General features: G+C 63.9%; 18 protein-coding genes. 1 reads left to right on the top strand and 17 read right to left on the bottom strand.

Features of this window, described 5'->3' with window-relative positions:
• Window positions 1–16 precede the first annotated feature (16 nt).
• From ACFOHJ_RS17690 to ACFOHJ_RS17680, 3 genes are all read right to left on the bottom strand, one after another.
• Window positions 17–658, bottom strand: a complete 642-nt coding sequence (locus tag ACFOHJ_RS17690; protein WP_378222824.1) for a TetR/AcrR family transcriptional regulator — start codon at window positions 656–658, stop codon at window positions 17–19.
• Between the two features lie 166 nt (window positions 659–824).
• Entirely contained in the window at window positions 825–2,738 is a 1,914-nt protein-coding gene (locus ACFOHJ_RS17685) for a potassium transporter Kup (RefSeq protein WP_378222821.1), read from the bottom strand.
• A 103-nt stretch (window positions 2,739–2,841) separates the two neighbouring features.
• Window positions 2,842–3,582, bottom strand: a complete 741-nt coding sequence (locus tag ACFOHJ_RS17680; RefSeq protein ID WP_378222819.1) for a pyridoxine 5'-phosphate synthase — start codon at window positions 3,580–3,582, stop codon at window positions 2,842–2,844.
• 109 nt (window positions 3,583–3,691) lie between these two features.
• On the opposite strand from ACFOHJ_RS17680, the gene ACFOHJ_RS17675 reads away from it, so the two are divergent.
• Complete coding sequence (locus ACFOHJ_RS17675; RefSeq protein ID WP_378222818.1) at window positions 3,692–4,084, top strand: SpoIIAA family protein; 393 nt, start codon at window positions 3,692–3,694, stop codon at window positions 4,082–4,084.
• Here ACFOHJ_RS17675 and ACFOHJ_RS17670 read toward each other — a convergent pair whose 3' ends face one another.
• From ACFOHJ_RS17670 to ACFOHJ_RS17605, 14 genes are all read right to left on the bottom strand, one after another.
• Complete coding sequence (locus tag ACFOHJ_RS17670; RefSeq protein WP_378222815.1) at window positions 4,085–5,212, bottom strand: ATP-dependent DNA helicase; 1,128 nt, start codon at window positions 5,210–5,212, stop codon at window positions 4,085–4,087.
• 85 nt (window positions 5,213–5,297) lie between these two features.
• A complete protein-coding gene (locus ACFOHJ_RS17665) occupies window positions 5,298–5,846 on the bottom strand; it encodes an NADPH-dependent FMN reductase (protein ID WP_378222812.1) in 549 nt (182 codons plus the stop codon).
• A gap of 129 nt (window positions 5,847–5,975) precedes the next feature.
• The gene (locus tag ACFOHJ_RS17660) at window positions 5,976–6,656 is read right to left on the bottom strand and encodes an ABC transporter ATP-binding protein (protein WP_378222809.1); all 681 of its coding nucleotides are present in this window, start codon (window positions 6,654–6,656) and stop codon (window positions 5,976–5,978) included.
• Window positions 6,656–7,945 (bottom strand): lipoprotein-releasing ABC transporter permease subunit, encoded by a 1,290-nt coding sequence (locus ACFOHJ_RS17655; RefSeq protein WP_378222807.1) that lies wholly within the window; start codon window positions 7,943–7,945, stop codon window positions 6,656–6,658. The genes ACFOHJ_RS17660 and ACFOHJ_RS17655 overlap by 1 nt, the downstream gene beginning before the upstream one ends.
• Window positions 7,942–9,270 carry a proline--tRNA ligase gene (gene proS, locus ACFOHJ_RS17650; protein WP_378222806.1) on the bottom strand — a complete coding sequence of 443 codons (1,329 nt, stop codon included), beginning with the start codon at window positions 9,268–9,270 and terminating at the stop codon, window positions 7,942–7,944. The genes ACFOHJ_RS17655 and proS overlap by 4 nt, the downstream gene beginning before the upstream one ends.
• A gap of 406 nt (window positions 9,271–9,676) precedes the next feature.
• Entirely contained in the window at window positions 9,677–9,946 is a 270-nt protein-coding gene (locus ACFOHJ_RS17645; RefSeq protein ID WP_378222803.1) for a DUF1467 family protein, read from the bottom strand.
• Window positions 9,943–10,347, bottom strand: coding sequence for a methylmalonyl-CoA epimerase (mce, locus tag ACFOHJ_RS17640; RefSeq protein WP_378222800.1), 405 nt, complete (start codon window positions 10,345–10,347; stop codon window positions 9,943–9,945). Before mce ends, ACFOHJ_RS17645 begins: the two co-directional genes overlap by 4 nt.
• Before the next feature lie 5 nt (window positions 10,348–10,352).
• Entirely contained in the window at window positions 10,353–12,023 is a 1,671-nt protein-coding gene (locus ACFOHJ_RS17635) for a ribonuclease J (protein WP_378222799.1), read from the bottom strand.
• Window positions 12,024–12,048: 25 nt separating this feature from the next.
• The gene (locus tag ACFOHJ_RS17630) at window positions 12,049–12,870 is read right to left on the bottom strand and encodes a biotin--[acetyl-CoA-carboxylase] ligase (RefSeq protein ID WP_378222796.1); all 822 of its coding nucleotides are present in this window, start codon (window positions 12,868–12,870) and stop codon (window positions 12,049–12,051) included.
• A gap of 4 nt (window positions 12,871–12,874) precedes the next feature.
• A complete protein-coding gene (gene nuoN, locus ACFOHJ_RS17625) occupies window positions 12,875–14,308 on the bottom strand; it encodes an NADH-quinone oxidoreductase subunit NuoN (RefSeq protein ID WP_378222794.1) in 1,434 nt (477 codons plus the stop codon).
• Window positions 14,309–14,319: 11 nt separating this feature from the next.
• A complete protein-coding gene (locus tag ACFOHJ_RS17620) occupies window positions 14,320–15,825 on the bottom strand; it encodes an NADH-quinone oxidoreductase subunit M (protein WP_378222792.1) in 1,506 nt (501 codons plus the stop codon).
• Entirely contained in the window at window positions 15,825–17,798 is a 1,974-nt protein-coding gene (nuoL, locus tag ACFOHJ_RS17615) for an NADH-quinone oxidoreductase subunit L (RefSeq protein WP_378222789.1), read from the bottom strand. Before nuoL ends, ACFOHJ_RS17620 begins: the two co-directional genes overlap by 1 nt.
• 3 nt (window positions 17,799–17,801) lie before the next feature.
• Window positions 17,802–18,110, bottom strand: a complete 309-nt coding sequence (gene nuoK, locus ACFOHJ_RS17610) for an NADH-quinone oxidoreductase subunit NuoK (RefSeq protein ID WP_378222787.1) — start codon at window positions 18,108–18,110, stop codon at window positions 17,802–17,804.
• Between the two features lies 1 nt (window position 18,111).
• Window positions 18,112–18,732: an NADH-quinone oxidoreductase subunit J gene (locus ACFOHJ_RS17605; protein WP_378222784.1), complete on the bottom strand. Its 621-nt coding sequence runs from the start codon at window positions 18,730–18,732 to the stop codon at window positions 18,112–18,114.
• Between the last annotated feature and the right edge of the window lie 174 nt (window positions 18,733–18,906).

Genomic DNA, 18,906 nt, shown 5'->3' with positions numbered 1-18,906 from the left:
CTTGAAAATCGTGGTTCTATGGTTCTTTCCTTACCCCGTAGAGGGTGAGAAACTGTCGTGTGGCGCGCGCGGCGTCTTCGGCGATGGCCGCTTCCGTCAGGCCCGGCCAATCGCCGAGCAGCAGCCTGATCTGGACGTCGCGTCCGACCAGACCGAAAAACGTACGGAACGCTGTTTCGGCATCCTCGAAGGCGAGATACCCCGCCCGCTTGCCGGCGTCGAGCACCGGCTTCAGGCGTGTGGCCAGCGCGAAACGGCCATTCTCCAGCACCATCGCTCCAAGGCCGTCCTTGCCCGACCCCGCATGGCTGACGGCAACGCGGTTCAGGGCAATCGAGGTGTCGCTGGCGATGACCTTCAGCCAGTCGCGGGCATAGCCCTCCAGGCTCTCGGTCAGCGAGACGAGATCGACATTGCCGGGATCGACCGGCACCACCCGCACCTTCGACGCCTGCCAGCGAACGGTCGCCGTCAGCAGGCCGTCACGGTCGCCGAACCATTTGTACAGCGTTTCCTTGGAACAACTGGCCCGGCGCGCGACCGCGTTCATGGTCAGGTGATCGCCCTCCTCGACCAGCAGGCGCAGCGCCGCGTCGAGCACCGCCCGCTGGCGCGGGGTCAGGGCCTGGTTGCCTTCGCTGTTTTCGGCCTGCTGCACCTTGCTGCTTCCATCCGGTCCATGGGTGGGTCGAATTTTTCCGTACCGTACGTTACGGTTCTGTCTTTTGCAAGATCGCTCCACACCGTTCAAGCCGGTATTCGCGAAGTAATTTAAGCGAAAGCCGATTCAACAGGCCGGCGGGCGACGGCAGATGCCGCCGCCGTCAGATAGCCACCTGCGTGCCGATCTCGACCACGCGGCCGGTCGGGATCTGGAAATACTCGGTAGCGTCGGCAGCCGAGCGCGCCAGGCCGATGAACAGGCGGTCCTGCCACATCGGCATGCCGGAATTGGGCGATGCCTTGAGCGAGCGGCGCGACAGGAAGAACGAGGTCGTCATGATGTCGAACTTCCACCCCTTCTTGCGGCAGATCGCCAGCGCGCGCGGGATGTTGGGGTGTTCCATATAACCGAAGGTCAGCGTGACCCGCATGAACAGGTCGTTGATGGTTTCCATCTTGACCCGTTCGCTGTCCGGCACCTTCGGCTGCTGGGCGGTGACGACGGAAAGGATGACGTTCTGCTCGTGCAGCACCTTGTAGTGCTTGAGGCTGTGCATCAGCGCAGTCGGCGCGCTGAGCGGGTCGCTGGTCAGGAAGATCGCGGTGCCGGGCACCAGGTTCGGCTGTTTCTTGGCAAGGTTGCCGGCCAGGAAATCGAGCGGCACCTCGTTCTTGCGGGTCTTGTCGAACAAAAGCCGACTGCCCCTGATCCAGGTGACCATGATCAGGCCCATGATGCAGGCGACGCTGATCGAGACCCAGCCGCCCTCCATGACCTTGACCACGTTGGCGAGGAAGAAGCCGGAATCGATGACGCCGAACAACAGCGCCAGCCCCAGAGCGACGCCGATCGGCCATGTCCACCGTGCCCGCATGACGACGAACAGGAGGATCGTCGTCATCAGCATCTCGCCGGTGACCGAAATGCCGTAGGCGGAGGCCAGTGCGCTGGAACTGCCGAAACCGACGACCAGCAGCATGACGCCGAGCGCGACGATCAGGTTCACGCGCGGCATGTAGATCTGGCCGAGCTGCGATTCGGAGGTGTGCTGGACCTCGATGCGCGGCAACAGGTTGAGCTGCACCGCCTGGCGGGTCAGCGAAAAAGCGCCCGAAATCACCGACTGGCTGGCGATGACCGTGGCTGCCGTGGCGAGGATCACCATCGGCACCAGCGCCCATTCCGGCATCATCTGGAAAAAGGGATTTTCCGGCTTGCCGCCATGGCTGAGCACGAACGCCCCCTGCCCGAAATAGCACAGGAGCAGGCAGGGAAAGACGACCCAGAACCAGGTGAGCACGATTGGCTTGCGCCCGAAATGGCCAAGATCGACGTAAAGCGCCTCCGCGCCGGTGACCGCCAAAAACACGGCACCGACCGTGATGAAGGCCCCCGTCGGCGTGGTAGCCAGATAGTAGACTGCGTAATAGGGATTGATCGCGAGGAGGACCGAGGGATCGTCCACCAGATGCGACAGGCCGACCATGCCGAGCGAGACAAACCACACCAGCATGACCGGGCCGAACACCACCGCCACCTTGCCCGAGCCGAAACGCTGGACGGAGAACAGGCCGGCCAGAATAAGCAGGGTTATCGGCACCACATAGGGATCGAAAGCCGGGGTCACGACCTCCAGGCCTTCGACTGCCGACAGCACGGAAACGGCAGGCGTGATGATGGCGTCGCCGAAGAAAAGTGCCGCGCCGCACAGGCCGATGCCCAATATGACGGTGGCGCCTTTCGGGTAAGCCATGCGCGCCAGCGCCATCAGGGAGAGCGTGCCGCCCTCGCCCTTGTTGTCGGCGCGCAGCACGAAGGCGACATATTTGACGGTGACGATAAGCGTCAGCGCCCAGACGATGAGCGACAGCACGCCGAGCACGTCCGACCGGGACACGGCCTCGCCGGAGGCATGCAGGGCTTCGCGAAATGCATAGATAGGGCTCGTGCCGATGTCGCCGTAGACGACGCCGAGGGCGCCGACCATAAGGATGGGCATGCCCTGCTTGTCGCCTTCGGCGGGCTGCTGTGGATCGACAGGCTCAACCTCACCAGTGTTATTGGCAAGGGCCATAGGCGATACTCCCGTTAAGCGCCGGGTGCTCTACCCTTGCTGCACCGCAATATCAAGAACGAATGCATTTTCCGCCCCATATCGGCGCAAGCTAATGAAGCCTTCACCAGCCGCAAGCCTTGAGGAATCGCCGCACCGTACCGGCCATCCCGTACTCCAGCGCGTCGGCCGTCAGGCCATGGCCTATCGACACCTCGGCCAGCGCAGGAATGCGCTTAACCAGCGGCGGCAGATTGTCGACGACGAGGTCGTGGCCGGCGTTGACCTCGAGCCCGATCGCCATCGCCGCATCCGCCGTTTTTCCAAGCCTTTCCAACTCGCTAGCGGCCTTTTCCGGATTGGAATGGAAGCCGCCGTAAGGCCCGGTATAGAGCTCGATCCGGTCCGCGCCGACCTTCTTTGCCGCCGGCACCGCCTGCGGGTCCGGGTCGCTGAACAGCGACACGCGAAAGCCGCCTTTCTTCAGTCGCCGAACGACCGGTTCGAGGAACTCGCCGGCCTCCTCGAAGTTCCAGCCATGATCCGAGGTCGCCTGGCTCGGATCGTCCGGAACCAGCGTCACCTGCTCGGGCTGGTTCTTCTCTACCAAGTCCAGGAACTCCTCGGTCGGGTAGCCTTCGATGTTGAATTCGGCCTGCGGAAACTCGTCGTCGATCAGGGCACGGATCGCCGGCAGGTCGGAGTAGCGGGTATGCCTCTGGTCCGGGCGCGGATGCACCGTCAGGCCATGCGCACCCGCGGCAAGCGCGATGCGCCCGATGCCGGTGACGCTCGGCCACGGCAGATCGCGCCGGTTCCGCAGCATGGCGATGGCGTTGAGGTTTACGGAGAGTTTTGTTGGCATGACCGATCCTCGCGACGTCAGAGGCGTACCCTATAGAGCCTTTGAAGGGAACAGACAGGGGGTTTTATGTGTTCCAGAGATATGCGTCGCTTTCAAACGGGTAAATGCCATGAACTCGCTTGACGCCGTACCGGCCGTCCGCCGCATCGACACGGACCGGGCCGACCTGTTCGCCGTCGATGTGGTCGGCCATGTCTCGCCGGCCGATGCCGAAAACCTGTTCGGGCTGCTCGAAGCCGCCTATCTTCTCCACCCCATGGTCGACGTGCTGGTGCGGCTGGTCGACTACGAAGACACGGACTGGGCGGGGCTGTCGCCGCAGACCATCGAACGCGGCAAGGCAAAGGCGCTGGAGCACGTCCGGCGCTGTGCGACGATCGGCGAACCGGACTGGACGGGCCGGGTGCGGCGGCTTTTCACCACGCTGCCCGTCGAAATCCGCCATTTCGACGCAAAGGACGAGCAGCAGGCGTGGACCTGGCTGGACGCGCGGGCGCTGTGATCAACGCACGATGGTCAGCCGCTCCGCCGCGCGCGTGATTGCTGTATAGAGCCAGCGCTGGCGCGTATCCTTGAAGGCGAAGCTTTCGTCGAACAGGACGACATTGTTCCATTGCGAACCCTGCGCCTTATGCACGGTCAGCGCATAGCCATAGTCGAAATCGTCGAATCGCCGTTTCTGCTGCCAGGGAATATCGGCTTCCGGGTCCTCGAACACGGCCTTCAGCAGCTTGATCTTGGCGACGCCGCGGTCCGGATCGTCTTCTTCCGGTGAAACCAGAAGGTTGATGCCGGGCTTCACCGTTTCGCGCGACGAGGTCATCACCTTCCACAGCGAGCCGTTGAGCAGCCCCTTGGCGGGGTCATTGCGCAGGCACACCAGCTTGTCGCCGGCCTGCGGATAGCTGGCGGAAAAGCCCTTGAGTTCGCGCAGCCGCTGGTTATAGCGCCGCCGGGTACGGTTGGTGCCGACCAGCACCTGGTCGGCATCGAGCACGAGGTCCTGCGTGACCGCCGACTTGGCGATGACCTGCGCGGTTCCATAGTCGCCGAGCGGGAACTCGCGCCCCTCGCGCACGTCGAGCGCCAGCCGGATGATCGGGTTGTCGCGCGCCTGCCGGTGGATTTCGGTGAGCAGAAAGTCCGGCTCGTGCTCGGTGAAGAAGCCGCCGCCGGAAATCGGCGGCAATTGGCCCGGATCGCCAAGCACCAGGATCGGCGTGCCGAAGCTCAAAAGGTCGCGGCCGAGTTCCTCGTCCACCATCGAGCATTCGTCGATGATGACGAGCGCGGCCTTGGCGATCGGGCTTTGGCGGTTGAGCGAGAAGGTCGGCGACATCGACGTCTTGCCGGTCGTCTCGTCCTCCACCGCCTCTTCGCCGCGCGGCCGGTAGATCAGCGAATGGATGGTGCGGGCATTGAGCGCGCCCTTGGAGCGCAGCACCTGCGCCGCCTTGCCGGTGAAGGCGGCGAACTGCACCTGCCCGTCGACATGCTCGGCGAAATAGCGTGCCAGCGTCGTCTTGCCGGTGCCGGCATAACCGAACAGCCGGAACACTTGCGGGCGGCCTGCCTTCAACCAGCGCGCAACAGCCTGAAGCGCGTCATCCTGCTGGGGAGAAAATTCCATACCCTGAGAGACAGGATTCGGGGGCGCGGGGCAAGGCCTTTGCGTTGCCCCAGCGCCGCCTGCCGCGTCAAGCGGCCGCAAGTGTCTATTTCTTGGCGTTGTGCCGGATGAAGTGCTCGAACGCCTTGCCGAAGGCCACCAGGTACTCCTTGGTGGAATCGTTGGTCAGTTCGCCGGTTTCGGCGAACAGGCCGGCGGAATTGCCGATATAGGCTTCCGGCTGGGCGAGAACCGGCATGTTGAGGAAGGCCAGCGACTGGCGCAGGTGGTGGTTGGCGCCGAAACCGCCGATCGCCCCGATCGACGTCGAGATGATCGCCGCCGGCTTGCCCAGCAACGCGCCCTGCCCGTAGGGGCGCGAGGCGACGTCAACGGCGTTCTTGAGCACGCCGGGCACGGAACGGTTGTACTCCGCCGTGACGAACAGCACGGCATCGGCCTTGGCGATGCGCTCGCGATAGGCCGTCCAGTCTGCCGGCGGATTGGCCTCCAGATCCTGGTTGAAATAGGACACGGCGCCAATATCTAGAAAGTCGAAACTGAGGCCCGGCGTCAGCTTGACGAAGGCGTTGGCAATCTTGCGGCTGAAGGATTCCTTGCGCAGGCTTCCGACGAGAACGGCGACTGTGGTCATTTCAGGCTCCGGGTTGATGAGAGGACCACGGAGAAGATGCCGCGCCGATACGGCCGCGTCGAGGCAAAATCTTTCCGCCGAAGCCTAAAACCGGGGTCTGTCCGGGTGACGCACTGTCAACCGAAATGCCTACAGGGGAACCACCCTGCCGGCGTCCAGCGTGACGCGTCGGTCCATGCGCTTGGCGAGTTCGTGGTTGTGCGTGGCGATGAGCGCGGCAAGGCCCGACTGCCGCACCAGCGCTTCCAGCGCCTCGAAGACGTAGGAAGCGGTGACCGGATCGAGATTGCCCGTCGGCTCGTCGGCAAGCAGCACCAGCGGCGCGTTGGCGACAGCGCGCGCAATGGCGACGCGTTGCTGCTCGCCGCCGGAAAGTTCCGCCGGCCGATGGCTCGCCCGCTTGCCAATCTTCATGTAGTCCAGCAGTTGCGCGGCGCGCTCGGAAGCTTCCTTGCCCGGCAGGCCGCGGATCAGTTGCGGCATCATGATGTTTTCGAGCGCCGAAAACTCCGGCAACAGGTGATGGAACTGGTAGACGAAGCCGATGTCGTTGCGGCGGATGCGAGTGCGCTGCTCGTCCGACAGCCGGCCGCAGGCGCGCCCGGCCAGCATGACGTCGCCGCCGTCCGGCCTTTCCAGCAGGCCGGCGGTGTGCAGCAGCGTGGACTTGCCCGTGCCCGATGGCGCCACCAGCGCCACCATCTCGCCGCGACGCAGCGAGAAATCCGCGCCGGCCAGGATGGTCAGCTTGCGCGATCCCTGGACGTAATGCCGCTCGACCGCCTTCAGTTCAAGAACGGCCTCAGTCATCACTCATACCTCAGCGCTTCGACCGGATCCAGCTTGGCCGCCCGCCATGCCGGAAACAGGGTGGCGATGAAGGAAAGGACCAGCGCCATGGCCACCACCGAGAAGGTTTCGGAAAAGTCCATCTTGGCGGGCAGCTGGCTCAGGAAATAAAGCTCGGGATTGAACAGCACAGTCCCCGAAATCCACGAGAAGAATTCCCGTATCCGCTCGACGTTGAGGCAGATGACGACGCCGAGCGCCACCCCCGCCAGCGTGCCGGCAACGCCGATCGCCGCCCCCGTCATCAGGAAGATGCGCAGGATCGCGCCGCGCGAGGCGCCCATGGTGCGCAGGATGGCGATGTCGTGCCCCTTGTCCTTCACCAGCATGATCAGGCCGGAGATGATGTTGAGCGCCGCCACCAGCACGATCAGCGTCAGGATCATGAACATGACGTTGCGCTCGACCTCCAGCGCCGAGAAGAAGGTCTGGTTGCGCTGGCGCCAGTCGGTCAGGAAAATCTGGCGCTGCGCCGCCTCCTCGACCTTGGGCTTCAGCGCGTCGACGTTGTCGGGGTTGTCGACATAGATCTCGATGGTCTGCGCCTTGCCTTCCATGTTGAAGTAAAGCTGCGCTTCCGAGAAGGGCATGTAGATGATCGAGCTGTCGTATTCCGACATGCCGACCTCGAAGATCGCCGTGACCGGGTACCCCTTCATGCGCGGCGTCGTGCCGATCGGGGTAACGTCGCCGTCCGGCGAAATCAGGGTGATCGTGTCGCCCAGCACCAGGCCGAGGTTTTCGGCCATGCGGCTGCCGATGGCGACGCCTTCGCCGGTGTCGAAGCCGACGAGCGAGCCCTGCTTGATGTTGTTGGCGACGATCGAGACCTTGCCGAGGTCCTCGCCCCGGATGCCGCGCACCAGCGCGCCGGTGCCGGAGCCGACATTTCCCTGCGCCAGCACCTGGCCGTCGATCAGCGGGATGGCGTATTTCACGCCGGCCACCTCGTTGATGCGCCCGGCGACGGCGGCGTAATCCTCGAGCGGCGTGTCGATGGGCGTCACGATCAGATGTCCGTTGACGCCGAGGATGCGGGTAAGCAGTTCGGCGCGAAAACCGTTCATCACCGCCATGACGACGATCAGCGTGGCGACACCCAGCATGATGCCGAGGAAGGATATCGAGGCGATGACCGAAATCACCGTTTCCTTGCGCCGCGAGCGCAGGTAGCGCCAGGCAACCGTTCGCTCGAACGCCGAGAACGGCCCGGCGCCGGCTGTCTCCTTCGTGGCCGCCCCAGCGCTCATGCGGCTGCACCGAAGCGTTGGGCGACCGTCGCCAGCGGCGCGGTCTCGCGCTCGCCGGTCTTGCGGTTCTTGATCTCCACTTCGCCGGCGGCAACGCCGCGCGGACCGACGATCACCTGCCAGGGCAGGCCGATCAGGTCGGCGGTGGCGAATTTCCCGCCTGCCCGTTGGTCGGTGTCGTCGTAGAGCACGTCCTTGCCGGCCGAGGTGAGCGCCGCGTAAAGCGTCTCGCAGGCGCAATCGCAGTCGGCGTCGCCGGCCTTCATGTTGATAAGGCCGATGTCGAAGGGGGCGACGCTTTCGGGCCAGATGATGCCGGCCTCGTCGTGGCTGGCCTCGATGATGGCCGCGATCAGCCGCGTCGGGCCGATACCGTAGGAGCCCATGGAGACATTGTGCTCCTTGCCGTCGGGGCCCTGGACCCTGGCGCCCATCGGCTTGGAGTATTTCTCGCCGAAGTGGAAGATATGACCGACCTCAATGCCGCGCGCCGACAGCCGGTCAGCCTCCGCGACCCCGGCCCATGCCGCCTCGTCGTGCATCTCGTCGGTCGCCGCATAGGGCGCCGTCCACTTCGCCACGATGCCGGCGATCTCCGCATCGTTGCCGAAATCGACATCCTCGCCGGGAACGGCAAGGTCGAGGAAGTCCTTGTTACAAAAGACTTGGCTTTCACCGGTCTCGGCCAGGATGATGAATTCGTGCGACAGGTCGCCGCCGATCGGGCCGGTGTCGGCGCGCATCGGGATCGCCTGCAGGCCCATGCGGGTGAAGGTCCGGAGATAGGCCACGAACATCCGGAAGTAGGCCGCCTTGGCGCTCTCGTAGTCGATATCGAAGGAATAGGCGTCCTTCATCAGGAATTCGCGGCCGCGCATGACGCCGAAGCGCGGGCGCACCTCGTCGCGGAACTTCCACTGGATGTGGTAGAGATTGAGCGGCAGGTCCTTGTAGGACTTGACGTAGGAACGGAAAATCTCCGTCACCATCTCCTCGTTGGTCGGGCCGTAAAGCAGTTCGCGGTCCTGCCGGTCCTTGATGCGCAGCATTTCCTTGCCATAGGCGTCGTAGCGGCCGCTCTCGCGCCACAGCTCGGCCGACTGGATGGTCGGCATCAGGATTTCCAGCGCGCCGGCCCGGTTCTGCTCCTCGCGGATGATGGCGCATACCTTGTCCAGCACCTTCTTGCCCAGCGGCAGCATGGTGAAGGAGCCCTGCCCCTGCTGGCGGATCATGCCGGCGCGCAGCATCAGGCGGTGCGAGATGATCTCGGCCTCGCGGGGGTTCTCTTTGAGAATAGGCAGGAAATAGCGCGACAAACGCATGATCGAATCCATGAGAGAAAATGGCCACCGGAATCGGTGCGCCGCTGCTGCTTGTACCGGCTTCATAGCCATTTCAAGGCACGATGGAAACCCGCGACAGCGACGGCAGGGCCTTGCGGCCGGAAGCGACTATTCTTCAAACCCGGCTTGTCACGACCTTCTTGTGCAGTGCAGCACATGAAAGCTTGTTTCAGGGCAAAATTTTCCGTGACATCTGCGCGGGCGTTAGTTTAGTGTACTCTGATAACCGAGAGAACTGAGATAAATCTGTTCTCCTACGCGGTCAAAGTCTTGGGAGGATGCGATCTAGGCGCGGTTACCCGCAGCCGCCGAAAACCGGAATACAGATCGGACGCGTTTATTTGCAAGGCCTTGTGCCTTGCTTTTTTTTGGTGCCTGCAGCCGATTACTTGAACTCGGGAATAACGGACGGAATGTCGTCGAAGCCCAGGCCAAGGATGTTGACCACAAAGAACGCCAGGCCCATCAGCGTCGAGGCGAGGATTGTCGTCCAGATGACGACGCGCAGCATGTGCGGGCCGCGCGGCGCGCTGGCCACGGTGCCGAGCGTGACGTTTTCGTCCTCGTCCTGCGTCTTCAGGCCGAAAGGCAGGACGGCGAACAGGGTGATCCACCAGACCACGAAATACATGGCGGTGAAGGAAATCCAGTTCATGCCTGCTCCAGTTCCACCAGCGTACCGAAAAGATCTTTGGGGTGCAGGAACAGGACCGGCTTGCCATGCGCGCCGGTCTTCGGGTTTCCGTCACCCAGAACCCGCGCCCCGCCGGCCTTGAGCCGGTCACGCGCGGCAATGATGTCGTCCACCTCATAGCACACATGGTGCATGCCGCCTGCCGGATTTTTCTCCAGGAAAGCGGCAATGGGCGAGCCTTCCCCGAGCGGCTGCAAAAGCTCGATCTTGGTGTTGCCGACATCGACGAACACGACAGTCACCCCATGTTCCTGTAGCGCCTGCGGCTGCGAGACGCTGGCGCCCAGCGTATCCCGGTAAAGCGCCGTCGCCGCATCGAGGTCCGGCACGGCGATGGCGACATGGTTCAGACGTCCGAGCATGCGCGTTACCTTGTCACAAACACCGTCACGACCGGCTTCTTGCCCCAGGCTTCGTTGGCTGCGGCGCGCACCGCGCGCCGGACGGCCTCCTGCACGAGATCGAGGTCTTTTCGGCGCTGACGGGGGATGGAGTCCACGGCGCCGATTGCCGCATCGAGCATCAGGTCTTCCAGCGTCTCGCCGCGCGCGTCTTCTTCCGCGACGCCGATGGCGGCAAGGTCGGGGTCGCCCGCCAGCTCATACCGATCGTCGAGAACGACGTTGACCGCGACATGGCCGGCAAAGGAAAGCTTGCGCCGGTCCCGGATACCCATGGCCTGCTCGCTGCCCACCAGCCGCCCGTCCTTGTAGGCGCGGCCGAAGGGAACCTGATCGATGATCGTCGCCGGGCCGGGAGACAGCCGCAGCATGTCGCCATCCCGGATCTGCGCCACCTGGCCGATGCCGGACATCGCCATCAGCGAGCCCTGCGCCACCAGGTGGGCAGCCTCGCCATGCACCGGCACGCCGATCTGCGGCCGCAGCCATGAATACATCTGCTTGAGCTCGCTGCGGCGCGGATGGCCGGAGACATGCACCAGCGCATCGCCGTCCTCGATGATCTTCATGCCACGATCGATCAGAGCATTCTTGATGCCGAGGATGGCCTTTTCGTTACCGGGGATGGTGCGCGAGGAAAAGACAACCGTGTCGCCGGCCGTCAGCGCCACCGCCTTCATTTCGTCGCGCGAGAGCTTGGCAAGCGCTGCCTGCGGTTCGCCCTGGCTGCCCGTGCAGATGATGACGAGGTTCTCGCGCGGAATGAAGCCGTAGTCCTCCTCGCCGATGAAGTCCGGCAGGCCATCCATGTAGCCGAGGTCGGAAGCGACATCGATGACGCGCTTCAGCGAGCGGCCGAGGACGAGGCATTGCCGGCCTGCATCGCGCGCGGCCTTGGCGATGGAGACGATGCGCCCGACATTGGAGGAGAAGGTGGTGACGGCAACGCGCCCCACGGCCTTCTCGATCACGCCCTTCAGGCCCTCGCCAACGGCCAGTTCGGAAGGCGAATCCCCTTCCCGCAGCGCATTGGTGGAATCGCAGACCAGCGCCAGGATGCCCTTGTCGCCATAGGCGCGAAACCGCGCCTCGTCGGTGCGCGGCCCGATGGCGGGCTCCGGGTCGATCTTCCAGTCGCCGGTATGGACGACGGTTCCGGCCGGCGTGGTGATCGCCAGCGACATCGGCTCGGGGATGGAGTGGGCAACCGGGATGGCCTCGATCTCGAACGGGCCGACGGTGAATTTCTCGCCGCCGCGATAGATCGTGACCGGAATTTTCGGCGCTCCGTGCTCGCTCTGCCGCTTGGCCTCGAGCAGGCCGGCGGAGAACGGCGTCATCCACACCGGCGCCTTCAGCCTCGGCCAGACGTCGAGCAGCGCGCCGTAGTGATCCTCATGCGCGTGGGTGATGACGATGCCATGCAGGCGGTCGATGTTCTCTTCGATGAAGCGGGTGTCGGGAAGGACCAGGTCGACGCCCGGCAGCGTCGCATCGGGGAAGGTGACGCCGACGTCGATGACGATCCATTCGCGCGCATGGGCCGGGCCGTAGCCGTAAAGCGCGAAATTCATTCCGATCTCGCCGACGCCGCCAAGCGGCACGAATACGAGTTCGGGTGCGTTTCCCTTCGCCATCGTTTTTCCTTTTCTAGCGGGCCGCTCAGGCCCCGGCCGACGCCACCGCGCCGAAATGCACGTCGCCGGCGGTAATCGTCAGCACCGCGCCCTTGTCGTCGCGGATCACGAAACGGCAGTCCTCGTCGATCGTTTCGAAGGTACCGCGCACGATAGTGCCGTCAATCCTGACAGCCACTTGCCCGCCAAGCCCGGCCGCGCGCTCCAGCCACCGCTGGCGGATGGCCGAAAGCCCCCTGCCCGCGTCCCACAGCCGCGCGTTGCTCGCCCAGGCGTCCGACAGCGCCAGGAACAGCGTCTCGGCATCGCAACTGGAGCCGAGCGCCTGCAACGACGTCGCCGGATAGGGCAGATCGGTCGGATAAGCCACCACGTTGACGCCGATGCCGACGGCAACCGCAAACCGGTCTCCCTCCAGCATGGACGATTCCAGCAGGATGCCGGCAAGCTTGGCGCCTGAGGCCAGCACGTCGTTGGGCCATTTCAGCTCGAAGCGATTGCTTCCGGCGCTCGCCCCGTCGAGGCCGATCGAAATACGGCCTGCCGGCACGACGGCATCCAGCGCTTCGGCCAATGCCAGCCCGGCGACGAAGCCGAGCGTTGCCGCGAACCGCAATTCGCCCTCGGCCCGAAGCAGCAGTGTCGCCGCCAGGTTGCCGTGCGGTGTCGCCCATGCGCGACCCCGCCGGCCGCGTCCGCTTTCCTGCCGCTTGGAGACGACCCACAGCTTGCCCGGGTCGCCCTCGCGTGCCCGCTCCAGCGCCAGCGCGTTGGTGGAGCCGACCGTCTCGTGTGCCTCCAGCCGGAAGCCTTGCGCTTCGGCAGTCGGGGCCAGCCGAAAGGCCATGCCGTCAGAAGAAGCTTTTGGCGGCGGCCTGCGCCAAGGTCCCGATCGGCCCGCCGATCAGCACATAGAACAGGACGAACGCACCGGAGAGGCCAAGCACGACCCGCAGTTCGCCCGCCATCGGCACGAAGCCGCCGGCCGGTTCGTCGAACCACATGATCTTGATAATCCGCAGGTAGTAGAACGCCGCCACCACCGAGGTCAGCACGCCGATGATCGCCAGCGCATAGAGCCCGGCGTTGATGGCGGCCAAAAACACGTACCACTTCGCCCAGAAACCGGCGAGCGGCGGAATGCCGGCGAGCGAGAACAGGAGGATGGTCAGCATCGTCGCCATCACCGGATTGGTGTTCGACAGCCCGGCGAGATCGTCGATCTTCTCCACCAACCCTTCCTTGCGGCGCATGGCGATGATGAAGGCAAAGGTGCCGAGCGTCATCGCCACGTAGATCAGCATGTAGATGACGACGCCGCGCACGCCTTCCTGGCTGTTGGCCGACAGGCCGACCAGCGCGAAGCCCATATGGCCGATCGAGGAATAGGCCATCAGCCGCTTGAAGTTGCGCTGGCCGATCGCGGCGAAGGAGCCGACCGCCATCGAGGCGATGGAGACGAAGACGATGATCTGCTGCCAGTCGGCCGCCACAGGCTCGAACGGCGTCATGACCAGGCGCAGGATCAGCGCCATGGTCGCCACCTTCGGCGCGACCGCGAAGAAGGCGGTCACCGGGGTCGGCGCGCCTTCATAGACGTCCGGCGTCCACATGTGGAAGGGCGCAGCCGAAATCTTGAACACGAGCCCGGCGAGGATGAAGACCAGGCCGAACAGCACGCCCACCTGGCGTTCCGCGCCGACCGCGTCGCGGATCGTGGCGAAATCGATCGAGCCGGTATAGCCGTAGACCAGCGAGATGCCGTAGAGCATCATGCCGGTGGCGAGCGCGCCGAGCACGAAATACTTCAGTCCCGCCTCGCTGGAGCGCAGGCTTTCGCGGTTGACGGCCGCGACGATGTAGAGCGCCAGCGACTGCAATTCGAAGCAGATGTAGAGCGCGATCAGGTTGTTGGCCGTGGCCATCAGCATCATGCCCAGCGTCGAGAGCATGACCAGCACCGGATATTCGAAGGTATCGAATTTTTCCGACCGGGCGAAGCCGACGGACATGATCAGCGTGACGCCCGAACCGACCAGCGTCACCACCTGCATGAAGCGGGCGAAGGGATCGCTGACGAAGGCGTGGTTGAAGGCATAGCCGTCACCGGTGAACAGGACGATCCACGCGCCGGCCGCGAGCATGACCAGCACGGCAAGCGTGGTGACGAGCGTGCTCGAACTGCCGCGCGAGTAGACGCCGATCATCAGAAGCGCCATCGCGCCGATGGCGACGATCAGTTCGGGCGTCGCAAGCGAGAGACTGGAATAAAGCTCCGGCGTCATGGTTCCCCCGGTCAGTTCGCCGCCGCAGTCTGCGCGGCGTCGATGGATGCGGTAACGTTGGTCACGAGGTTCTGGACCGACTGGGCGGTCGCATCGAGGATCGGCGCAGGATAGACGCCGAAGAACACGATGAGGATCACCAACGGATAGAGGATCGCCTTTTCACGCGCCGACAGGTCGAGCATGGCTTTGAGGCTGTCCTTGGTCAGCGCGCCGTAGATGATGCGGCGGTAGAGCCACAGCGCATAGGCCGCCGACAGGATGACACCGATGGCCGCCAGCACCGCGACCCAGGTGTTGACCCGGAAGGCGCCGAGCATGGTCAGGAATTCGCCGACGAAGCCGCTGGTGCCCGGCAGGCCGACATTGGCCATGGTGAAGATGAGGAAGGCGACCGCGTATTTCGGCATGTTGTTGACCAGGCCGCCATAGGCGTCGATCTCGCGCGTGTGCAGCCGGTCGTAGATGACGCCGACGCACAGGAACAGCGCGCTCGAGACCAGGCCGTGCGACAGCATCTGGAAGATCGCGCCCTGCACGCCCTGCTCATTGGCGGCGAAGATGCCCATGGTGACGAAGCCCATATGCGCCACCGACGAGTAGGCGATCAGCTTCTTCATGTCCTCCTGCATCAGCGCCACCAGCGAGGTGTAGAGAATGGCGACGACCGAGAGCGTGAAGACCAGCGGCGCGAACATTTCGGAGGCCAGCGGGAACATCGGCAGCGAGAAGCGGATCAGGCCGTAGCCGCCGAGCTTCAGCATGATGCCGGCCAGGATGACCGAACCCGCCGTCGGCGCCTCGACGTGAGCGTCCGGCAGCCAGGTATGCACCGGCCACATCGGGATCTTCACCGCGAAGGAAGCGAGGAAGGCCAGCCACAACCAGGTCTGCATGGTCGCCGGGAAGGCGTGCGTCAACAGCGTCGGGATGTCGGTGGTGCCGGACTGGAAGAACATCGCCATGATGGCGAGCAGCATCAGCACCGAACCGAGCAGCGTGTAGAGGAAGAACTTGAACGAGGCATAGACGCGCCGCTTGCCGCCCCAGACGCCGATGATGATGAACATCGGGATCAGGCTGCCTTCGAAGAAGACGTAGAACAGCACGATGTCGAGCGCACAGAACACGCCTACCATCAGCACTTCCAGGAGCAGGAAGGAGATCATGTAGGCTTTGACGTTCTTCTGGATCGATTCCCACGAAGCCAGGATGCAGATCGGCATCAGGAACGTCGTCAGGATGACGAACAGCATCGAAATGCCGTCCACGCCCATGTGGTAGGAAATGCCCGAATCCAGCCAGTCGTGCTTCTCGACCATCTGGAAGCCGGCCTGCGAATTGTCGAATCCGATCCAGACGAACAGCGAGACGACGAACGTGACGACGGTCGTCAGCAGCGTGATGGCACGCACGTTGCGGCGGGCGTTGTCGCTGTCGTCCCTGATGAACAGCAGGAACAGGACGCCGACCAGCGGCAGGAAGGTGACCGTCGATAGAATGGGCCAGTCGGTCATCAGAGCATCATCCAGGTGACGAGTGCGGCAACGCCGATCAGCATGGCGAAGGCATAGTGGTAGAGATAGCCGGTCTGGAGCTTGACCACGCGGTTGGTGACGTCGATGACGCGCGCCGAGACGCCGTCAGGGCCGATGCCGTCGATGATGCGCCCGTCGCCGGTCTTCCACAGGAAGTGGCCGAGGCGCTTGGCGGCGCGCACGAACAGGAAATCGTAGAGCTCGTCGAAGTACCACTTGTTGAGCAGGAAGGCATAAAGCCCACGGTGCTGCGCGGCGAGGTCCTTCGGCATCTGCGGGTTGCGGATGTAGAACTGGTAGGCCAGCAGGAAGCCGATGACGGTGACGACGATGGGCGCGAGTTTCACCCACAGCGGCACCTCATGCATGGCATGCAGGACCTCGTTCTCGGGCAGCGTGAACAGCGCCGTCTTCCAGAACTCGGCATAGCCTTCGCCGATGAAGTAGTGGGCAAACAGAACGCCGGCAAACAGCGAGCCCGCCGCCAGCAGGTAGAGCGGCACCAGCATCACCGGCGGCGATTCATGCACGTGGTGCATGACCTCGTGGCTGGCGCGCGGCTCGCCGTGGAAAGTCATGAAGATCAGCCGCCACGAATAGAAGCTGGTGAAGAGCGCGGCGATGACCAGCAGTGTGAAGGCAAAGCCCGCAACGGCATTCTGGCCGACAAATGCCGCCTCGATGATGGCGTCCTTGGAAAAGAAGCCGGCCGTGCCGATGATCGTGGCCGGGATGCCGACGCCGGTCAGCGCCAGCGTGCCGGTGATCATCGTCCAGTAGGTGGACGGGATCAGTTTGCGCAGGCCGCCCATCTTGCGCATGTCCTGCTCGTCCGACACCGCGTGGATGACCGAGCCGGAGCCGAGGAACAGCAGCGCCTTGAAGAAGGCATGCGTGAACAGGTGGAAGATGGCGACGCCGTAGGCGCCGACGCCGAGCGCCACGAACATGTAGCCGAGCTGCGAGCAGGTCGAATAGGCGATGACGCGCTTGATGTCGTTCTGCACCAGGCCGACGGTGGCCGCGAAGAAGGCGGTGATCGCGCCGACGAAGGTGACGATCAGGAGCGCCGTGTGCGACAGCTCGAACAGCGGCGACAGGCGCGCCAGCATGAACACGCCGGCGGTCACCATGGTGGCGGCATGAATGAGGGCCGAGACCGGGGTCGGGCCTTCCATCGCGTCCGGCAGCCAGGTGTGCAGCGGCACCTGCGCCGACTTGCCCATGGCGCCCATGAACAGCAGCAGGCAAACGATGGTCATCGCCGCCTGCTTGTCGAGCAGGTAGCCGAGGAAGTTCAGCACGGTCGCGCCTTCAGGCGCGCCCTCGGCCGGCAGGTAGGTCGCCGCATTGGCGAAGATCGTGGAGAAGTTGATCGAGCCGAACAGCACGAACACGCCGAAAATGCCGAGGATGAAGCCGAAGTCGCCGACACGGTTGACGACGAAGGCCTTGATGGCGGCGGCATTGGCCGACGGCTTCTTGTACCAGAAACCGATCAGCAGGTAGGAGGCGAGACCGACGCCTTCCCAGCCGAAGAACATCTGGATGAGGTTGTCCGAGGTCACCAGCATCAGCATGGCGAAGGTGAACAGCGACAGATAGGCAAAGAAGCGCGGCCGGCTCGGGTCGTGGTGCATGTAGCCGATCGAATAGATGTGGACCAGCGCCGACACCGTGTTGACCACCACCAGCATGACCACGGTCAGCGTGTCGATCCTGAGCGCCCAGGCGGCGTCGATGCCGCCGGACTGGATCCAGCGCAGCACCGGCACGGTGAACACTTCCACGTCCGAGAAGCCGACCGAGAAGAAGGCGACCCAGGACAGGACGGCCGAAATCACCAGCAAGCCGGAAGTGATGTATTCCGACGCCTTGGCGCCGATCGCCGTGCCGAACAGGCCGGCGACCAGGAACCCGATGAGGGGAAGAAAGACTATGGCCTGATACATTCCTCAGCCCTTCATCATGTTGACGTCTTCGACCGCGATGGAACCGCGGTTGCGGAAGAATACGACGAGAATGGCAAGCCCGATCGCGGCCTCCGCAGCAGCGACCGTCAGCACGAACAGCGTGAACACCTGCCCGACCAGATCGCCGAGCACGGAGGAGAACGCCACGAAATTGATGTTGGCCGCGAGCAGCAGAAGTTCGATCGACATCAGGATGACGATGACGTTCTTGCGGTTCAGGAAGATGCCGAAGATGCCGAGCGTGAACAGCACGGCCGAGAGGGTCAGATAGTGTCCGATGCCGACGGTCATCTCAGATGCCCTTCCCCGACGCGACTTTCTTGATTTCGATTGCCGATTCCGGCGTGCGGGCGTTCTGCGCCGGGATGCTCTGGCGCTTGACGTTCGGCTTGTGGCGCAGCGTCAAAACGATGGCGCCGATCATCGCCACCAGGAGCACCATGCCCGCGAGCTGGAAGAAATAGACGTAGTCCGTGTAGATGATGTCGCCGAGCGCCGCCGTGTTCGAGCGCTGCGCGAGGTCCGGTATCGGATGCGCGGCCGCCGCGCCGAGCTTGGGCGACAGGATGTAGCCGCCGGTCACCACGATCAGCTCGGCCGCGAGGATCAGCCCGACCAGCGCGCCGATCGGCGCATATTGCAGCGCGCCGCTCTTGAATTCCGCGAAATCGACGTCGAGCATCATGATGACGAACAGGAACAGCACCATGACCGCGCCGACATAGACGATGAGCAGGATCATCGCCAGGAATTCGGCCCCTGCCAGCAGAAACAGGCCGGCGGCGTTGAAGAAGGTGAGGATCAGGAACAGCACGGAATGCACGGGGTTGCGCGAGGAGATGACCATGAAGGCCGACGCCACCGCGACAAGGGCAAAGAGGTAGAAGAAAGCCGCCTCTATTCCGTTCAGCATGGGTTCCCCCGGGTTCCTTTCTTGCTGCGCCGGACGACTCACGCCTTCCTGCACAGGCCGACTCCGCGCCGCCTGCGGCCGCGAAATCGCGTGGTTCTTATCGAAGCGTTCGCAATCCGTCTATGCGGAATGCCGCCCCCTGCCCTTCATCCACGTTTGCCATCCGGCAACGGA

Source organism: Aquamicrobium soli, from assembly GCF_042646345.1.
GTDB lineage: Bacteria > Pseudomonadota > Alphaproteobacteria > Rhizobiales > Rhizobiaceae > Mesorhizobium > Mesorhizobium soli_A.
The sequence above is the reverse complement of the archived record's forward strand: the minus strand, read 5'-3'. Positions and strand labels throughout refer to the sequence as shown.